The sequence below is a fragment of the Psychrobacter sp. NPDC078409 genome (genome assembly GCF_050268505.1).
In the GTDB taxonomy this organism is placed as follows: domain Bacteria; phylum Pseudomonadota; class Gammaproteobacteria; order Pseudomonadales; family Moraxellaceae; genus Psychrobacter.
This window is the reverse complement of the sequence record NZ_JBNNGW010000001.1, coordinates 91,153-111,328: the sequence shown is the minus strand read 5'-3', so window position 1 is coordinate 111,328 and position 20,176 is coordinate 91,153. Positions and strand designations below refer to the sequence as shown.

Below are 20,176 nucleotides of genomic sequence, written 5' to 3'. Positions count from 1 at the left end.
TATCTATGCACTTAACAACGCACTCAATGCATCAGTACCGCGTACATCTGTCTGTTGCAGATAGATCGGATACAGCGGGTACTTGGTAAAGCTTTGTTCGATATCCTGCAGCAGATGCTGCTGACGCTCAGCACGGCGTCGCCAAAACTCATCCGACTGTGTGGTTGATATCAACTGATTGATAACGATTGCTGCTGGCATGAGCTTACTATCCTCTAATTGCTCGATAGCGCGCTTGGTCTCAGCCAATGGTAAAACATCAGCGGTCATCACCAACACAATCGCTGTTTGTGTACGATCATGTAGTAGCAACCCTGCTTGGCGGAACAATTGCTTGCGCTTTTCTAATACGGATACAGCTTGCTCCCAACGGTCGGATTTTTTGGCTGCAAATGGATTGGCCACGTCGTTCTTTTGCGTGCTCTGTTTCTGATTGTGACTGTCCAAATGCGTCGCCACCGAACGTAGTTTGGCCTGTCGTCGCTGCTGTGCAAGCAGCCCATCCGTCCACGCCCCCATCATTTCTGGTAATACCAATAATCGCAAAGTATGACCTGTCGGTGCGGTATCAAAGATGATGTGTTCATACCCAGCATCTGCCGCTTCGACTAAATGGTGACACATGGATTCGAGCATCGCGGCTTCTTGGGCGCCAGGTGCCGACTTAGATAGCCTCAGATGCTCACGAATTTTTGGCATCATATCTGGGTTGGCATAAGCTTTAATTGTACGTTCGACTTGAGCAAAATGTTCATCGACAATCACGTCAGGATTTAACTCAATCGCATCTAAATAAGGTGATATTACCGTTGTCTCATTATTGAGTCGTACATTCAATACATCGCCCAAACTATGTGCTGGATCGGTTGAGACAATCAAGGTTTTTTGCTGCTGGCTTGCATAGTAGCTGGCTAGAGCTGCTGCCGTGGTGGTCTTCCCTACACCACCTTTGCCGCCGATAAATATAATCGGTTGTGTCTCTAACTGCTCTACCAATCCATGTAAAGGGTGTAATGCCATACTGTTATCTCGTATTTTGTCTCATTATCTAATAAATGCTTAGCTACTTTTTTATATAGTCAATCCACTACGGTTAGCAGCACCCAACGTGGTCAAATGGACATCTATCCATTCCCATACGTGTATGCCACTCATGAAAGTTCTCTAAAAATAATGGCTGTAGCTCTAATGTATAAAAGCTGGCGGGATTATCAATACCCAAGCTCTCAGCAAACATGAGCAACATAAAAAAATCTTCTTCATCACGTGCCGCGCGTGCCATCGTCTGACGATAAGGCGCATGATAAAACTCATTTAGTCCACTCTTAAACCGTTGCCACCATGGTTGAGTGTCCTCTAATGGTTGAACATTTTCTATATTATTTGATGTGTTTTCATTTTCCATAATGTACTCGTATTTTACTTAATTCTTATGATCTATCATGCCTATATGATACAAAAAACGCTAGCAATTGCTGCTAGCGTTTTTTATTAAACAGACACTCAATATGGTTTAACGTTTAAACCTCACCGCTTTTACCTTTATGTAGTGACCACTCTTTGCGTAGTACAGACAAACTCTCAAACGTCACTAAAATAGTTGCGATTAAGATAATAATATCCATAATAATAAGTAGCCAATTACCATCAGTAAAGAAGGTTTTGAGCTGAATCAATAGTGCAAAGACAGTCATAACCAACAAGAACGACAATGGTGCTAAGGTGTACCAAACTGGCTTGCCCTTACGTAATAAGATAATGGTAACGATCATCAAGGTTAAAGCAGCCATTAACTGGTTGGTTGTACCAAATAGCGGCCAAATAATCATACCGCCAGCGCCATCGATACCACCGGCACCGAACGCTAATAATAAACAGCTTCCGACAGCAAGTAACGTTGCAACGACACTCTTATTGAGTACGGGCAAATTATAAAATTCACCAAATTCTTGGAAGATATAACGTTGTAAACGTACGCCAGTATCCATCGTCGTACCAGCAAACAATGCAGCCATTACCGTAAGCATGGTCTGTGATAGCACCATGTCGATACCAACGCCGGCATTCAAGATGGTCGCACCGCCGTCGATGAACGCACCGATAGAGCCATCACCAAACTTTTGATAGACCGCTTGCCAATCACCAAGCGTTGCAAAACCTGCGGTTGCTGCAAGGATTGCCCCAAGTGCTAGCATGCCCTCACCCAATGCACCGAAGTAACCAACGAAACGAACGTCTTCTTCTTTATCAATCTGCTTAGAAGTAGTTCCTGTGGCGACTAAACCATGGAATCCTGATATGGCACCACAAGCAATTGTCACAAACAACAATGGTAGAAGTGACGGTGTATCCGCTGGTAATGCAGTGTTAACGGCTGGCGCGACAATATTAGGCGTGCCGATAAAAATAGCGGCATATAATAAAATCAAACCGACAAATAACTGTAAGCCATTAATATAATCACGAGGTTGAAGCAGCATCCATACGGGCAACAACGACGCAATCGCCGCATAGGCGAATAAAATCAAGATCCATACTGCGTTATCAGGCAAACCCATGATGGTTTCAGGTAGCACAATCGGGAACATAGGGCCGAGATAGATAAGCCCGTACAAGGCCGTTACCCCGATAATGGACACCCAGACCAGATTCATATTGTAGCGATAGATACATTGCCCGATGATAAAGGCAACCACTAAGGCACCCCAAACTGGCAATACCGCAGATGGCGTCTTAATCATCATATTGGCAATAGCTACGCCAAATACAGCATTGACCATTAGTAGTAATAAGAAAATGACAACCATCATTAAGCTGCGGACACGTGTGCCCATGACAGTACCAGCAATAGAGCCAATCGACTGACCTCTATTACGCATACTTGCCCAAATAGCAGACATATCATGTACGCCAGCCATAAAGATAGTACCTACCACTACCCAAATAATGGCAGGCACCCAGCCCCAAATAACTGCAATGGCAGGACCGATAATTGGTGCAGCCCCTGCCACTGACGTAAAGTGATGCCCCCACAATACATACTTATTGGTAGGAACATAATCGATCCCATCTTTCATCGTATGTGCGGGTGTAGGACGGCTGTTGTCCAATGCTAAAATTTTGGTGGCGATAAATTTTGAATAAAATACGTAGCCGCAGAGCATAGCGGCAACGGCGAATAGTAGTACAATAGCACTATTCATCTCATCTCTCCCTAGACAAGTAGTCAATAGCCTTATAAGTTCAAGCTTTTTGAATTAAAATATGAAAAATATGCTAAATTAGTGTGCGATGAGTGACTCAGCTCATCTATCGTTTAGGTAAATTCTAGCAATTTGCAAAATTATTACCAATCAACAAAGTCATTTATCTTATAACTAGGGCATGTCACTAATCAGCATTTGGTTTGATGAGCCTGAGACTGAAACTTTGTTTGAATAATAACCGATTTGGTGATAAATGTAACGCAAGTAAGACATAAAAAACAACAAATAAAGGAAGTGCAATGGCACATTATTTTGGATTCGTACCCTCAGATAAACTAAAAGCTTTAATCAGTGAGGCCGAACAAGTCGTTGCTTCAAATGAGAATGTAGAGTACTACCCTTATCGCGATGCTCTTACGCATCAGACAGCGCGTGATCTTACTGATAATTTATTGGTTGGTTTGGTAGAGATTATTCCTAACCCTGAACGTCAAGCCTCTATGCGCAAAATTGTTGGAACGATTGAACGCGCGACAGATACTCTGCTCAATATCTTACTGGGTAAAGAAAACAACAAAGACGTGTTACCAAGTTTTCATTTTCTAAGAGATCATGCAACCTTTATTGATAATGAAGGTGTTAAACGTGTCGGCTTTAAACTGTCAGAAAAAGATGCCAATACCATCACTGAAGGTTTTGCTGCTATCACGCCTGAACATGTGGATAGAGTCAAATTTAAAACAGCACTCGAAACCATGAACGAAGAAACACTGACCCACTTCATCAGTCGTTATGCTGAGACATTAAAGCTAGGCATGATCAAACGTAAGTCAGTTCCAGTTGCCAAATCGGCAATTGATAAAGGCATGAGTATGGCACTTAATAAGCTATTACCTGACCTACCAAATGACTCATTGAATAGATTGGCCAATTATTACCGTCCATTTATTATAGAAAAGCCAGAATAACCCTAAAAGTTGGATTAATTTTGTCCCAAAAGTCATATGACGTTGGGCAAATTCACTAAAATTTGCTAAAATAAGCGGCACTTTTTACCAAAGGCGCACCCGATGACCCAAATCAGTAACCAAGAAATTGAAAAAACCTTACGCAACTCAGAGTGCCTTATTAGCAGTATCGAAGTAGCTGCTGCTTATGAGCGTTTGGCCGCTCAGCTTAATCTACACTATGCTGGTCTAAACCCAATTGTTATGGTCGTGATGAACGGCGGCCTGATACCAGCTGGTCAACTACTGACACATCTTACGTTCTACCATCGCATGCACTATATTCATGCGACTCGTTATCGTGATAACGAAGGTACTAATGAGCTTGATTGGAAATTCAAGCCTGATGTTAGTATCGAAGGTGAGCACGTATTGTTAATCGACGACATCTTTGACGAAGGTATTACTCTAAAAGCAGTTGTTGAAGAGCTAAGTAAAGAAAAGCCTCTATCACTTGAGTCTTGTGTATTGCTTAACAAGCAACATGATCGCAAAGTTGCAGATTTTGACGTAGATTTTGTGGGTATTGATGTTGCAGATCGCTATGTTTACGGTTGTGGTATGGATTTCCATGGTTACTTGCGTCACCTACCAGGTATCTATGCAATCAAAGAAGACAAAGTTTAAGTCTTAGACTTAGACTTAGACTTAATTGATTAAAATAGTTAAGTCCTAAAAAAGCATCCAATTTGGATGCTTTTTTATTGCGCTGACTTATTGCACCGACAATCACTTGAATGAATCGTTAAAACTGTAATGCCAAACCAGTATGGCGTTCAGTTGGTGTTTGAACCGCTTTTTCTAAGGCGTGCTTGGTACTGTATATCGTTACCTGCTTCTTAGCACGAGTCACTGCCGTATAGATAAGCTCTTTGCTCAGCAATCTTGCATGACTATTATCAAAAGTAATAGCAACATGATCAAATTCGGATCCTTGTGACTTATGAATGGTCATTGCATATGCCGTGGCTATCACCTCTTCATTGAGCAAATTAACAGCTATCCCTTGAGTCTTATTTTCAAAGAACACTTCTAATTGGCTTCTTTCATCTGATGTTTGTAAGCAGAAACCAATATCCCCATTAAATAATCCAAGCTCATAGTTATTTTGTAGCACCATAACAGGACGTCCATGGAACCATGTATTTTGACCCAATGGTAACTTTAACTCAGCAAGATGCCATTGGGTGAGATAGTTATTGATATAGTGGTCGCCCCACTCACCATTGTGGCCAGCGGTTAAGATTCTAAATTGATTAAATACCTCCATCAACGAAGAAGTAGTATTTTTAACTGATTCTGGCACGGATTTTTCTATTGGACTCTTTAGTAAATTTTCAACTTTACTTACGTATGATTGATAATTACTGGAGATCTTTGAAATAACTTTTTCTTTGCTTAGGCTATTTTTTATCTTGTTATTTGATATGGACTCTGCTTGTAACATGCTAACATATTGAAAACTTAAGGCAGCGTCTTGCCTTAGTAATTGCCAAATAGCTTGAAGATTTGCCTCTGCTTTATTAATTTGAGTGGCCAGTTTACCGATACCTGACTCGGCGCTAAATCGGCGACTTTCGATTAGTTCTGCATGTATGGGTTGCAGTAGCGGAATGCGACAGAGATCAGCCAATACTGCTCCTGCATCGACGGCTGCTAACTGATTAGCATCGCCTAATAGTATTAGCCTTGCACTTGGCTTTACAGCGCTCACAAGATAATTGGCCAACTCAACTCCGAGCATAGATGCTTCATCAACGATGATAATATCCTCACCCAGTGGGTTGTTGGCATCGTAGCGCGGTCTACCCGTTCGACCAATGCCTAGTAGACGATGGATGGTTTTTGCCTCTTGCAACTGCAGCTCTACATTTGCGTCGTCTAAAGCCGCCTGCAGAGACTCTTGCATACGTTGGGCCGCCTTACCCGTTGGCGCTGCTAATGCTAGACTAGCACTGTCTGTGCTAAACCTAATATATTCAGACTCATCTCCCCTACTCTCTGTCGCCTGTTGTAACGCGATAACCAATTGAGCAACGGTGTAGGTTTTCCCTGTCCCTGGGCCACCAGTAATGATACTAAATGCATTATTGTTCGCCACATTGATAGCGGCTATCTGTTGGTCATTTAAGTTCTCAGGCATGGTAATGTCTAAAGGCACTATCTGCTGATTCAAAATATGATTGATATGCTGTGCTAAGTTAAATTCTGCTTGCCATGTGCGGTGTAGCCAAAATGTGATTTTTGAACCTCGGGTCTCTTTATTCTTAGCGATGTTATAAATAATTGGTTGATTATCTTTGCTTAGGCTATTTTGATAGTTATTACAATTAGGGTTCGCATTAACATTAGCGAATAAAGCATGCTCATGGATTGAATGAACGAAAATATTTAAGTCGCTATTTTTCAAGCGATGATATAACGTAGTTATCGCATCAAAACGTTTGTTCAACGTCTCTTTTTCATGATTACTCAGTGCTAGCTGCGCCCACAGGTGATCTCGCTGACCAAACAAAACATCTAGTAATGCAAATAGCGATGTCTCCGTTGTAGTATCATCGTCTAGTTGCGTGTCTAGTTGCGTTTTTATCTGAGTATCAATCAGCGCAAAAATTGGTGTTGCCAGTATCCCCAATAATTGCTGCTGCCATGCATATAACGTGACTACTTCCCCATTAATCTGACCTTGCATGGGAGCTTCATGATCGGCTGTATCGACAGTTAATACAGTATGGCCCTCTTCCAAATGAGCCGCTAAAATAACGAATAGAGCAGTAAATAAGTCATTGTTTTCCGACTTATTGATTCTTTTGCTCTCATCATTCATATTTGCATCTTTCGCGTCATATGCTACATGTGTTTGCTGACGGCGCAGCAAAATATAATCGCTGATGTTACTGGCCCAGCTCTCTTGTAAGCTGATGGCTGACTTACTTTTATTGTTATTATTACTCATCGTATATTTATCTCTTTTTAATCTGATTAACTGCTATAACAATTTTTATCTACCTAGTTGCTATATAAGCTTTATTAATCTGGCAGGCCAAACAATGCATCTAGACCTTTAATAAAGGCAATGGGAATATCCCAAGTGACCAATCCATAGCAACTATTACTGCTCAAGCTACCGTGGTTAGACTGAGCCCTATCTTGTGATGTAGGCATAGTAGCTGTCTGAGCATTCGGGTCATACACACCGCGTAAAAACACGTACTCTACAGCGCCTAAGTACTTATCTTCGTTACCCGTATAATCACTGATTCTCATAGCAAGGAACCGATGCAATGCTACCTGATAGATTGCTGCTTGTAGCCAGTATCCCGCTTTGGACATTGCTTTCTTGAGCGTATCTTCATTGTAATCGCTTAGGCTATTTCCTAGAAAGTTACTCTTATAATCGACCACATAATACTTGCCAGCATGTTCATACACTAAGTCAATCTCACCACGCAAATAACGATACAGATGTGCTTTGTTTTGTGGGACTAGAGTGACGTGCTTATCCATATCATCAGGTAAATACTGTTGAAAAAGTTGACTAATATCCTGTGCTTTAAAACTCTCTGACAGCCCCATGTTGAACTCTAACTCGGCAAACCGCTTACCTTTATCAAGAGCAATCAAGGGTTGATTGGAAGCCAATAGTGGCGCATGCAACACTTCTTCAATCCAATTAATTAATGCCTCATGCTTGGTTGTATCTATTGACTCAAGATCAAACCCATCACTATTTCTTTGTTTTTTGCCTTGTGATCTGCGGCTCTGCTGTTCCGCACTGCTATATATCAGCGGCAACTGATAGCTACTAATCGCTCTATCAATAACCTGAGGCCACTGGGCTTTATTGGTGAAATCTATTTGTTCAAATATCTCATGCAAAAACGTACCGGCATTGGCACCTTTTACAAAGGTAAAGCGGATATCATCTTCTGACTTGAGGCTTAGTTCACTGTCTTGTTTGCTAGACTCGTCGTTATTAAGTAAAGAGAGGTCTGAAACAGAAGACTCTGTCATATCGATGTCTATCGCATCATCAATACGCTCATCCACTATCGCCATTGCTTGTGTAGATTCATCTAGCTGACGCGCTAAGGCGGTAAAGCTGGTCTTGGCCCAGCCATAAAAATAATTAGTTTTCATAACCTCAGAAAATGGCGCGTATTCAATAGCCTCTGTCGTAGGCTTATGAGCATTTGACTTGGTAGCAGTCATCTGAACATTATCATTTATACCTGCTGAGTTAGCATCATTGCTTGCGTAATTATTATCATAGAACTCATTAACCTTATGACCTCTAAGCATGCCTACGATACCTTTGAGCCTATCTGGTAGCTCAAACTTTGCTTCTGCCGATTCAAACCAATAAAACACTGACTTTAGCTCAAACCCTGTCTTGTTACTCGGATCTCGCAGCACAACATAAAGCTGCTCACTGGCTCGAGTAAATGCCACATAGCCAAGCCGTCTTATCTCATCAAAACCTTCTTGTGTCTCGATATCGGTATAGTAACCCTCGACAGTAGCAGATCCTTGCAATGGTGAGAAGCGGCGCTGATTACCCGATTGATTATCTGTCGACTGCTGTACTTCTATCGACTGCCGCACTAACGCTGAGGGCGCTTGTTGCGCGTTATATAGATACAGCCCATAGTCTTCTTTATTCCCAGACTTCCTACTGGCATCACCCATTCCCAATACATAGACAATAGGGAACTCAAGCCCTTTTGACTTATGAATGGTCATTAGCTGTACGCCAGACTCTGTCGGTAGCGGATATTGCTTAGCCCAATCACTGTTGGGCGCTGCATCTATATGCTGCCTGAACCACGCCAGTAGCTCATGCTCACCCATGCCTAGGCCATACTGCGCCAAGATGTCCATCACATGACGCAAGTCCATGATATGACGGTCACCTTCTGGATGAGCAGCTAGGGCTTGCCAAACGCCTTGCGGCTGTACAGGGCTTTTATCTAATAAATAATGTAGCGCTGATAATATGCCAAAGTGCTGCCAACGCTGTGCACCTTCTTTTAAATAGGTAATAAAGTCTTGATAGCTCTTATTATCAGTAGCTTCATTAACTGATGGGTCTTTCGAATTAGAATTGTTTGAATGGGCACTTAGCGTACTGCTACCCTCGGTAATGCCTGACTCATGATCCGTCATCATGGCTTTGATGTTTTTGATACTCAGTCCATATAGGTGGCTGGTCAATACCCGATTAATCATGTCATGACGATACGGGTATAACATGGCACTTAGTAGCGCCGCCACATCTTCTGCCATAATAGTCTCAAAGATACTGACATCACTGGTAGTCAAGGTCGGCACATTAAGTTTTACTAGCTCATCTTCGACCCTTTTCAGATCTTTTTTGGCACGTGCCAGCACCCCAATATCACTGGGCTGTATCGGTTTACCTTTTAGCGTCTGACCACTACTGAGCAAAGTGGCTATATGGCGAGCTGTTATTTCATGTTCATCATAATCAAACTCTTTGTCCTTGTCATAAGGCAGGTGCAATAAGCTCACTGGCTGAGCAGAAAGCACTTCTGTCACCAGTACATCATCCAAACTATCTGACTCATTAAACCAAGATAGCTCATATTCCGGTTTTGCTGCTTTGATATGTTGGTAATGAATCCCAATACCCAGCTGCGACAGCTTATTATCAGCAGTTGTTGCATTCGCCATACCAAACCAACAGTTCAATGCGTTAATCACACCCGCATTTGAACGGCGATTGATATCAAGCGTCCAAAGCGTACTTTTATCAAACTGGGCTTTCATGTAGTTATAGTTGGCCACATCACCGCCACGAAACCCATAAATAGCCTGTTTGGGATCACCAACCAATAGCAGAAACTCATGATTGGCTTTCTTAGTGGTTGCTTGCTTGTCACTGTCCGACTGTTTACGTTTATTCTTTGGCAAGTAGATGCTTTCAATCATAATGGCTTGCTCGCCATTGATATCTTGCGACTCGTCAATCAATGCCACAGGATAGTGATGACGAATATAACGCGCCAGCTTATCTCCTTGGCGACCAGTTAGCGCTTGGTTTAAGCGTACCATTTGTAGACTAAAGGTCGTCTCACCACGCTCTTCTAAAATAACTGGCAGCCTATTACGCACAGCCAGCACAATATGACGGTTAAGATCGGCCAATACTAACAAAATATGCTGATTTAAACTGTCAAGCATCTCTAAGATAGCCATTAACTTACTAATGGTCTCTAGCTCAAAAAGTGTCCGATGCTCTTTTTCTTTATTCTTATTGAAGTTCTTAATTTTGCCATCTTCATCTGGATATCTAGAATCCTGCAATGATGTCAGAATCTTATTCTCGCTCTCATTCAAATAGCTATTAAATGCCAGCTGATATTCCGATATCTTTTGATGCACCTCGATTATGGCATCAAACTGTTTAAATAAGTTAGAACGTCCATTGAAGCCTTGAGACTTTCTATAATCAGGATTTAAGTAAGGCTGGATATCAGCTAAATCTAACTGAGAAAAATCATTGATTAGCTTTTCGTATGCATCAAAATTAAAGCCTTTCTCAATCCTTATCTCATCAATCGGCGCAGAAATGAAATTAAGCGAGCGAGTAACATATTTCTTATGATCGCCAACCGCAGTCAGCTTGCCTTGCTGATCCATTAGCGCATAGAGTTTGGGCTGCTCATAGTATAAGCGGCTCTGAAACTGACGCAGCTCATCATGGATAATACTGTCAGTCACCTGCTCAATACTGCTGTCTTCAATAATCCCCATACCCTGCTGGTGACCAGTCTCGCTGCTGTACTCCGTCAACCATTTTTGCGCCAAGCTATCGAGCGTGCCTACAAATAGCTTATCCAATGTGGTGAGTACCAGTGCGGTACGTCTGATAGCTTCCGCCATTGGGTAACTGTACACGTGATCGAGCAAATAGCCGACGAGATGCAGGTTAATAGGATCTTGCATGATGCCATCTAAGCGCACATATTTGGCCTGATTAACCAGCCAATCTTCACGGTCTTTTTTTGCTTGTTTACGTTTCTCTGCCGCCGCTTGCTTATCAGCAGCAAGGTCTTGATTTAAATCATCAATGCCTGTCTCAGCGTTTGCATCTACATCTGAACTACTGCCTACTTGTGCGTCTTTATTACCCTCAGGCATAACTTGCAACATATTGGGGTACAAACGCTCTTTATTGCTAGTATCAGCACTTAGGCTATTGACCCATTGTAATAACTGATAGAAATCTACCAAACGATCATGAATACGTTGACGCATTTCGGCAGCGGCAGCTCGAGTAAAAGTCGTGGCGATGATTTTCTCTGGTGCACGTCGCGCTTCGATCAGTAGGCGCAGTACAATACCGGTCAGCGTCCAAGTTTTGCCCGTGCCCGCTGAGGCTTCAATTAGGTGCTTGCCCGTTAGGTCAACATCGACTGCTGGTATGACATCGGCTTTACGTTCAGGTATAGCAGACAAACAAGGCAGCTCATCTGAATATTCATCAAATAAATTCGGTTGTGTAGACAAGTCAATGGTATTGGTTGGATCGCTAAGGTCTGTCATATGGGCGCATACTTTTAATTATTATTTATCAAAACAAGATAGCAAAAACTAATTAGAGGCTGTTCTAAATAATGGGCTAACCATCTAAGTTAGTTAACGCATTAAACATCGGCGCATATAATGGCTGGGCTAATGTAGTCAGAGCTGCCGATAGCGATTTGAATGCATCTTGGTCACGTAGTACGTATTGCCAAATGGCATGCTGCGAGCAAGTATCGTATACCGTATCCGAGTTGTAATTGGGTCTTAACCAGTCGGAGAAGTCGGCCCGTTTTGGCCAGTATTGGTTGCCATCACCTTCTTCAGCGGTTAGATGCTTATCAAGGTAATTAAGTGCATATTCTGGTAATAACGTAATAGGCACTTGACCCGTTAATTGGCCAAAAATAGCCCATTTTATCAGCTCAATCACAGCGTCTTCATAGACAATTGGGCTTAGTTTAAATGCGATTACTTTGTCATATTTTTTAACCTGCGAGTTGGACTTGTTAAAACGCCAAATACTCACGCCATCATTTAATGCTACTTGCTCGGCAGTGGTACGTCTAGCCACTTGCCAATACAAATGTGACAACCAAAACTTGAGTAAATGCCTAGGACTGGCAGAATTGGGCAGTATGTTTAACCATTGCTTGGGTGATTGCTGAGCATAAGGCATACCCGCCTGAATAATTGATATGGGGGCTACTACAGGTACTGAGCCTTTGATCTTGATGATTTTTGGCAGCAGCTTAAGCAGTGTTTCTATATCCTCTATATTCGTCTGATTGCTTGACTCGTTGTCAGTGCTACTCAGTATATTTTTTAGCTCTATCTGAACGGGATGCTCGGCAGTTGGCGACAGTAGCTGTAATACACTGCTGCTATCTGCCTTACTCTCGTTGAGAATACTGCTCTCATCAAAGCCATTAGCAATTAACTGCTCTTTGAACTCTAGACATTGCTGTTGCAGTTTCTTCTGTTGATTGGGTAGCGTGGTTTGGCGAGCGACACCAGCGGGCATAATTTTTTGATACATCAGAATTGGAGTGGTAGTTTCATCCGCTGCATTACTATCATTTTTCTTATTCTCATCAGCAACCAACTGTTTAATCAAATGATCTTTGATTTGATAGGTAGTTAAACTGTCTAAGAATAGCGGCTCTTGCTGCGACAATGCTTCTTCACCTTGTACCACATGCACCTTTTGAGACCGTAAGAATGCTTTGGCAGGATGACGCACTTGGTAAGCCAATGCCCCTTCAATATCTATCTCTCCGATGTTAAATATGCTATCAGATAGCACCTCTGTCATGTTATTGCCATTGCTAGTATCGACAACCGTATCTAGCGCCAACAGTTCAACCAATGCAGACAAGGTATGATTGTCTACTTGACCTAGCTGGCCTAAGCCTTGACCCAACACCTGAGCGATTGACTCATGCTGCGCCTTCGTAGGTAAGCCCACCAACTCTTTATGCTCACTAGATACTCGACCTTTTAATGTGTCAAACACCGCTTGCCAAAGCGGCGCAGGCGGAAATTGCTTTTTCTGAGCCAGTTTGGTTTTGCGCATGGCTGTATTTAATAAAGTATCCAGCTCATCAATCATATCGACAGGGCTGGTATCCTGAGCATTGATATTAATATTGGCATTAACGTTGGCATTAGCATTGTCATCAATGTCAGGAGACGCTTGCTCAAAAACATCAATGCCTTCGATTTCTGTCTCAAACAGACTCTCATGGAAAGGTAGTGCAGGATGCTCAGTCACCAACCACTGCTTAATCAATTTTGGCAAATAGCGCTTGAGACTCTCGGTGGTGGGATCAATATTCTCAGGTAATGTCTCAAGCGAGTTCACCTGCCATTGCACCTCGCCTTGCAAAAACTGCAATAGCTCACTCACTGGGTTAGCTGGCAAATGCTCATGAGTATCCGTCAAGCTTTGGCCGTTGTAGAACATCCAGCATGCACTGCGCGCGCACAGTAGCGCATCTAAAAATGCACCGTTGTCATCATCTTCGCTGACTCTGTCACCGCGGCGGGCATTGGTCGCTTTCATCAAATCATAGCGGTTATCACGATCACGCCCAGGAAACTCAGAGAGATCCATATTGAGCATCACCACCAGCTCAAATGGCACGTTTCTAAGTGCCCCGAATCGACCAAAGGTAATCACCCCCGTCGGCTCCGCACTGACCTGCTGACTTTCAAGCTCGTTTTCAATACTGTCTAGCATAAAGCTTAGCTTGAGTGGCAACTGCTCCACACCTGCCAGCCTTTGCTCCACTTCTCTGTTGTCGACATCACCACTAGCGTACTGCCTATAGTGACGATTGGCTCGCAGACTTGATTTAAAACCATTCATCGCGTTGTAGATGGCGCGCATGGTACGCGTTTGGTCTACATCCCCAAAGTAGCGATGGATAACTTGTGTCTCAATCTGATCAAGCCAATCTTCCGCTTTCATTTTTTGTGTATGGTCATCACGTCGTGCAACCAAACCAGTATAAATGCGGCAAAGCGCTTCAACAATCAACGCATCATTTAGGTTCACTTGTGGTAACGGCAAGGTCATTTCTGGTAACGCAGTGCTTGGCCATTCATCGTCATTTAGATCATATAAGCAATCACTCAACTCAGCCTCTGGCATGACCAGACCTAAAGTTAATCTGTCTAATGCCTGTGCAAAGCTAAAGCGATAGTCGTAATCATTACTGTCTAAAGTTTGCTTAAGATGAAGCTCGTCAAAACCGCGAATAAAGCCCGCCTCTACCAATAAATCACAGCCACGGCTCATTTGCTCATGAGTCAGTCCAAAGCTTTCAAACAAAGGCGGCAACATCAACCAGTCTAAGACTTCAGCTGCTTCAAAACGGGCACTATGGCTACCCAATAGTTTGTAAAAACCGATAATCGCTTCCCATAACTGGCGAATATCGGCGTCAACAACACCAGTCACCTTAGCAGGCAAAGTCAAGCCGTCTTGACCCTTACCATTGACGAAGATAGACCCAATCAATGCATGATGACGTTCAACATCAGGTAGCAGCACAACAATGTCGGAGATATGGCGTTTCTTTTCACCTAGTTTGATAGGTTCATTTAGCCAACGACCAATCATAATACGTAATACTTCAAGCTGACGCTGCAAACTATGACACGAATGAATGCTTAGGCTATTATCCTGAGAAGAGATTGCCCAAAAACGGTCTTTCTCAAAACGCTTATTCTCTAACGCTTCATCTTCATACCAAGCCGTTGCTGGCTTAGCTTCATCAAAGCTTGACTCTATCTGCTTACTTACCGCTTGTGAGACTGTAGCAGCTGTCGCCTGCTGGGTAGATTGCTCATCAAGCATCAACACATCATTTTGCAAACGTTTTAATAAGCTCAGGTTACCTTGCGCATCTTGAGTACTGACAGCGTCTTCAGCAGGGACGACACTTTCATACATGCCATGAACGAGCGCATCATCTACACCATTATCAAAGTTATCTTGCCATTCGACTAGCGCATCGTCGTATTGCTCATTACCTGATAAGTTAGCAAGCATCGCAAACGCATCGCGCGACTGCTTACCGAGACGCGATAGCAAACTATGACCATAATCACGCAAGAACACACTCTCAGGGTTGATAATCTGCTGGCGCTGTAACCATGATTTATCAACGATATCTGCCCAAAACAGCTTTGATGGATTATAGTGCAATAACGTGATATTCATGTATTGTGACAAGCGCTGTAGAAAATCAAGCTCGGTCTGTGGCAGTTGCTGAATGGTAAATATACGCAGTACTTTGGGCAACTGATCGCGCTCATTTGCCTTGTTACCTTTTAAAGCTGACCAGAACGCACGCTCCAGTGCCACACGGTGTAGATGAACATCAGCAAACAAATGCGACCATAAAAAACGTTGGGCAATTTCCAACTCAACATAATGCTCGACCAACCACTCAGGCGTACCGCGCGCATACTTATCAAAGCGCAGGGATAAGGCGTCTTTATCCGCTATCAACTCACTTACGTTCAACTGCTTATTTTGCGACCATAATGCCAACCAATCCTCACGGTGAGTTAAATAGCGGTTAAACACCCTAGCCAAATCGCTTGCCAGTTGCCAAATACGAGCATCTTGTTGCGCCTTATCCTGTTGTAAGCTGTCTTGTTGAGCAATTGCCTGTGGGTCATCAATCAAAGACGCTAACAACGGATGAACTGGATGCTTTTCATCTGCAACAATCGACTCCTGATAATAAGTTAAATAACCAAACAATCGCCACTGCATTACTGTCGGTGATAACACCGCCACTTCCGGCACGTTTAGAGTTGTCGCTTCAGGGTTTTGCGCCAGTAAGTATGCATTATGGCGGGTCAATACATCTTGCATCAGCGTCCATTGATATTGACCCCAAAATTTAGTACGCACCAAGGTACTAATACCAGCACGGCTAGCAATAGTTTTATCCAACCAATCACCCAATACCATTGACGGTACAATGACAATGAAGGGTTCAAAAACCGGCTGATCCTTGGACTGGTATTGTACAAGCAATTGATCAACGAGGTTTTCGGTACGGTGCGACTGAATAATAGTGAACATAGACAATAATCTGATTGCAATAAAGGTGAGATATTAGGATTAATAAAAAAGGCTTCACTTATAAATGATGCAGCTGATAAAAATAGTGATAATAGTACTACGCATAATAAAGATAAGATGAGATGTCTGTATCCAATGTCAAAAACACCATAAAATATCTAGACAAAACAAAAATCGATACTCATCAATCCATGTTTGATGGTCGTTACTATGATGCATTTCTGCTAGCATGAGGGCCGTAAACAAAAACAACTATAGTAGCAAACTCTACATATCCATTGATAACGTTAACATGCCAAATTTGCTATCAGTGTGCCATTGATGGTTATCGTTTACTAGTGCAGATGCCGATATTATAATAAGCTTGCGACATTTAGTGTCGTTTTATACTATCATTCATATTTACAATGAAATAATCTCATTGTGGTTTTTAAATTGGCTTTTACAACCTGTATCTAAATAATACTTTCTATTGACGGGATTACTTAATATTATGCCATTGCGTCCCATTGATGCCATTTTTGTCCATCCAAAACAACGCTTATACGTCGTGTATTATCGCGGTGAGTTGTGGCAACTGCCACGTATGAAAATCGATGACAGATCATGGCAAAACAGACGACCATATACGGATGATAGCAGCTCACTTTATTTGAGCATCCATCAAGCTATCAGCGACCCTATCCTTGCGCAGAAACTGAGAACGCTAGATCTCCCTGTAGCGGTACGTGGTAGCACGTTGCCGCGTTTCGAAGCATGGTGGGAGGCACATGGGTTTAGATGGTTAAAAGACAGATTGTTAACTGGTGAATCGCCGTTAGCAGCGCATCAAACTACTACGCCTGCCAAGGTATTAAACGACCAACCTGATTCTCTAATAAATCGCCAAACCAGTGGTCATACTGATGAAAGTGGTGAAGTTAATGAAGAACAAGTATCTACCCCTTCTGCAGACACGGATATCTTTGCAGACATGTTGGCTGAATTAACCGATGAAGTACTAGAACAAAAGCTTTAAAAGCTAGATACCACCCTGTATATAAACTTTGCTATGAATCAACTAATAATAAAAGAGCAGTAATATATGAAAGACTACAAACTACTGCTGGCTGGGCTAATCTTGCTACTGCTCACAATCTTTATCGCGGTCTTCATTTGGTTGTGGACCAGTAATCGAAAAAACACAGACCCATTGCCAATCATGGCAAGTGAAAGTGAAGCAGACCCTAGTACGAAAGGTGATGAATCAAGAGAGATTGCTGACAGTGTTTTATACATTCGAGCAGAAGAGAAGTTACAGATACCTTTGGACGATATCATTGTAAGCTTTGAATCTCGTTATCCGCACGTGCAAGTGTTAGCGAGTTATGTACCCTCTAACGACCTTCTTACAGTACCAAGTAGTGGTTCTACCAAAGACAAACTCTCTGACTTTGTCTTTGATACAGATATGATTATTACCAATGACGATAGCCTATCTACAGAACGGGTATCACTCCTACAATCAGAATTGCAACAGGCACAAGATAGAAATGATCAAAGTCAGAAAAGTACTGAGGGTTCTGGTATAAATGATGCATCTGATAAAAATAGTGATAACAGTGCGCATAATAATGATACCCGTACGCATAATAATGACAAAAAGATACACACTCTAAACCCCTTTAACTATGCGCTAAAAGATGAACAAGCGCTTGAAGGTGTCATCCTGACAGACGATACAACTGCTATTAACTTCCGTAATTTTTTACTATCGAGCACAGGTCAAGATATACTAAAAAAATATGATTATGAGAACATTAGTGGTTATAAGAACAGTGTAAATGACTTATTTAAACCAACCTCGCAGGCGAAAAATGCATCAGGTGATCATGCTGTAGATGTCACTGACGCGCTTAGCAATGGTGAGTAAGGATAAATTGTCTTTATTTATCTTTTGTTGATTGCTTTTATGACTGCTTTTTTCTACAATGTCACTCCATAATGCGCCTATAGCTCAACAGGATAGAGCAGTTGCCTCCTAAGCGATCGATCCGAGTTCGAGTCTTGGTGGGCGCACCAATTATTGTATTTAGACATAACTTCGCATTACCCCAATCCGCTACAGCCCCCGATTTTACTTACATTACGTCTTCCTGCATCACTTGTCATTACCTAGCAGCACCACTACACTGTTGTTAAATATGTTGTTAAATATTCAACAAGAGCGTTATTTGTTGTTAAATTCTCTTAGGTTTTGTTGTTAAAACCTCTCCACGCCTTTAAGGCCAAGTCATGACAAAGAGAAAAGACTACCAGTTGACGGATGCTGCCGTAAAATCTATTGCCAAACAATCACCACCTAAGAAGATTACACGCCACGGCGATGGCAATAACCTATATCTAATACAACATCCAAATGGCTCCCTATTTTGGCAAATGGCTTATCGCTATCAATCTAATAAAGATCTCAAACCTAAGCAAAAAACCTATCAGATAGGTATCTACAAACCAGCCAAGCTAGATATAGACTCCTCCTTCAAACCAGAAGTATCGTTAAAGCAAGCACGATTAGCACGTGATAAAGCTAAATCATCACTTGACGACGGTATTGATCCTACCGACCAAAAAAACCATCATAAAAACAACTTTGAGCAGAAAGATTTATTTAAGATTATTGCTAACAGTTATATCAATGAAAAGTCAGAGACCACGCCCAAGAATATTCAAAAGCTGCATACCTATTTAGATAAGCATGTCTCACAACATATAGGTGACTATCCTATAAATGCTATTACTGCTCAGGATGTTATTAAAACTGGATTAGCGATTCAAACGTATTTTGAAAAGCAAGGTAAGTGGACGACTGACACAACACACAAGTGCGTGGCGTTTATCAGTTCAGTTTTTGAGTATGCTATCAACACGCTAGGTTATGATCTTATTAATATTGCTCATGGACGCAGTAGAGCGCTAAGACCTCATAAGGCTGAGCGCATGAAAGCAGTGGAGCAACACCAATTCCCTGAGCTACTACGTAATATTGATCAATACAGTGTAGATAATCCAAATGCTCATGAACAGACCGTCGCTGGCATGCAATTAATGACGCTATGCTTTGTTAGAACAAAAGAGTTGAGGTTTTTTGAATGGTCAGAGATTGATTATCATAAAAGCGTTTGGCGAGTGCCAGCGCACAAGATGAAGATGCGTCAGGATCACATTATTCCCCTATCACCACAAGCTATGGCTATCATCGAGTGTATGCGTCCCTTAACTGAGCGGACAGGCTATGTTTTCTACAACTTTGAGCGCAGTAATCCATATAGCGAAGTATGGTTTAATCAAGCACTAAAGCGCATGGGCTACACAGGTGATCCCTACCCTAAAATGACGGGGCACGGATTTAGACAGCTTGCGAGCACAGGATTGTATGAGCTGCAGTTTCCAGAAAACATTATTGAAGTCCAGTTAGCCCACCTTGAACAATCCAGTGTCAAAAAACGATACGACCTCTCAGCCCACTTAGCAGAACGTCAAATTATGATGAACCGTTGGGCAGACCACTTAGACGACTTGCGAGCTGGAAAAGCGGTTAGCTTTGACCTTTTAACGCCTAGTGAGGTATCGATCGAGATAAGCAGTCGCAGGGTACAAGCCACGCATATAGAGTTACATGATAAAGAAACGTTAATAAAAAGCTTGCAAGCTCAAGGTATATCGCCTGAATTATTGGCTCAGCTTGCCAACCAAATGAGCTAATATCACATCGTCAGCATCACCCTGACATATAAAAATTGATAGCGTTATGCGCTGTCATCACAAATGCA

At 42.3% G+C, this 20,176-nt stretch carries 11 protein-coding genes and 1 tRNA gene; 6 read left to right on the top strand and 6 right to left on the bottom strand.

Annotated features, from left to right (window positions below; translation table 11 throughout):
- Positions 1 to 3: 3 nt before the first annotated feature.
- The 3 genes from ACQKC9_RS00340 to ACQKC9_RS00330 all read right to left on the bottom strand — a co-directional run bounded on the left by ACQKC9_RS00340 (position 4) and on the right by ACQKC9_RS00330 (position 3,203).
- Positions 4 to 1,020, bottom strand: a complete 1,017-nt coding sequence (locus ACQKC9_RS00340) for an ArsA family ATPase (protein ID WP_427620076.1) — start codon at positions 1,018 to 1,020, stop codon at positions 4 to 6.
- A 73-nt stretch (positions 1,021 to 1,093) separates the two neighbouring features.
- Positions 1,094 to 1,405 carry a cory-CC-star protein gene (locus tag ACQKC9_RS00335; protein ID WP_057760166.1) on the bottom strand — a complete coding sequence of 104 codons (312 nt, stop codon included), beginning with the start codon at positions 1,403 to 1,405 and terminating at the stop codon, positions 1,094 to 1,096.
- 115 nt (positions 1,406 to 1,520) lie between these two features.
- Complete coding sequence (locus tag ACQKC9_RS00330; RefSeq protein ID WP_102093089.1) at positions 1,521 to 3,203, bottom strand: carbon starvation CstA family protein; 1,683 nt, start codon at positions 3,201 to 3,203, stop codon at positions 1,521 to 1,523.
- A 302-nt stretch (positions 3,204 to 3,505) separates the two neighbouring features.
- Between ACQKC9_RS00330 and ACQKC9_RS00325 the strand changes: the two genes are divergently transcribed.
- Both ACQKC9_RS00325 and ACQKC9_RS00320 read left to right on the top strand, forming a co-directional pair.
- Entirely contained in the window at positions 3,506 to 4,174 is a 669-nt protein-coding gene (locus ACQKC9_RS00325; protein WP_427620075.1) for a hypothetical protein, read from the top strand.
- Between the two features lie 102 nt (positions 4,175 to 4,276).
- Positions 4,277 to 4,840, top strand: a complete 564-nt coding sequence (locus tag ACQKC9_RS00320; RefSeq protein ID WP_057760160.1) for a hypoxanthine-guanine phosphoribosyltransferase — start codon at positions 4,277 to 4,279, stop codon at positions 4,838 to 4,840.
- Between the two features lie 118 nt (positions 4,841 to 4,958).
- On the opposite strand, the gene recD is transcribed toward ACQKC9_RS00320, so the two are convergent.
- The 3 genes from recD to ACQKC9_RS00305 form a co-directional block, all read right to left on the bottom strand.
- A complete protein-coding gene (gene recD, locus ACQKC9_RS00315; protein WP_427620074.1) occupies positions 4,959 to 7,169 on the bottom strand; it encodes an exodeoxyribonuclease V subunit alpha in 2,211 nt (736 codons plus the stop codon).
- 74 nt (positions 7,170 to 7,243) lie between these two features.
- Positions 7,244 to 11,782, bottom strand: a complete 4,539-nt coding sequence (locus ACQKC9_RS00310; protein WP_427620073.1) for a UvrD-helicase domain-containing protein — start codon at positions 11,780 to 11,782, stop codon at positions 7,244 to 7,246.
- A 76-nt stretch (positions 11,783 to 11,858) separates the two neighbouring features.
- A complete protein-coding gene (locus ACQKC9_RS00305) occupies positions 11,859 to 16,367 on the bottom strand; it encodes an exodeoxyribonuclease V subunit gamma (protein ID WP_427620072.1) in 4,509 nt (1,502 codons plus the stop codon).
- Positions 16,368 to 16,860: 493 nt separating this feature from the next.
- Here ACQKC9_RS00305 and ACQKC9_RS00300 point away from each other — a divergent pair, with 493 nt between their 5' ends.
- The 4 genes from ACQKC9_RS00300 to ACQKC9_RS00285 all read left to right on the top strand — a co-directional run bounded on the left by ACQKC9_RS00300 (position 16,861) and on the right by ACQKC9_RS00285 (position 20,108).
- The gene (locus ACQKC9_RS00300; protein ID WP_427620071.1) at positions 16,861 to 17,385 is read left to right on the top strand and encodes a hypothetical protein; all 525 of its coding nucleotides are present in this window, start codon (positions 16,861 to 16,863) and stop codon (positions 17,383 to 17,385) included.
- 66 nt (positions 17,386 to 17,451) lie between these two features.
- Positions 17,452 to 18,279 carry a hypothetical protein gene (locus ACQKC9_RS00295; RefSeq protein WP_427620070.1) on the top strand — a complete coding sequence of 276 codons (828 nt, stop codon included), beginning with the start codon at positions 17,452 to 17,454 and terminating at the stop codon, positions 18,277 to 18,279.
- A gap of 73 nt (positions 18,280 to 18,352) precedes the next feature.
- Positions 18,353 to 18,428 (top strand) — tRNA-Arg (locus ACQKC9_RS00290).
- A gap of 213 nt (positions 18,429 to 18,641) precedes the next feature.
- On the top strand, positions 18,642 to 20,108 hold the full coding sequence (locus ACQKC9_RS00285) for a tyrosine-type recombinase/integrase (protein WP_427620069.1): 1,467 nt from the start codon (positions 18,642 to 18,644) through the stop codon (positions 20,106 to 20,108).
- Positions 20,109 to 20,176: the final 68 nt, after the last annotated feature.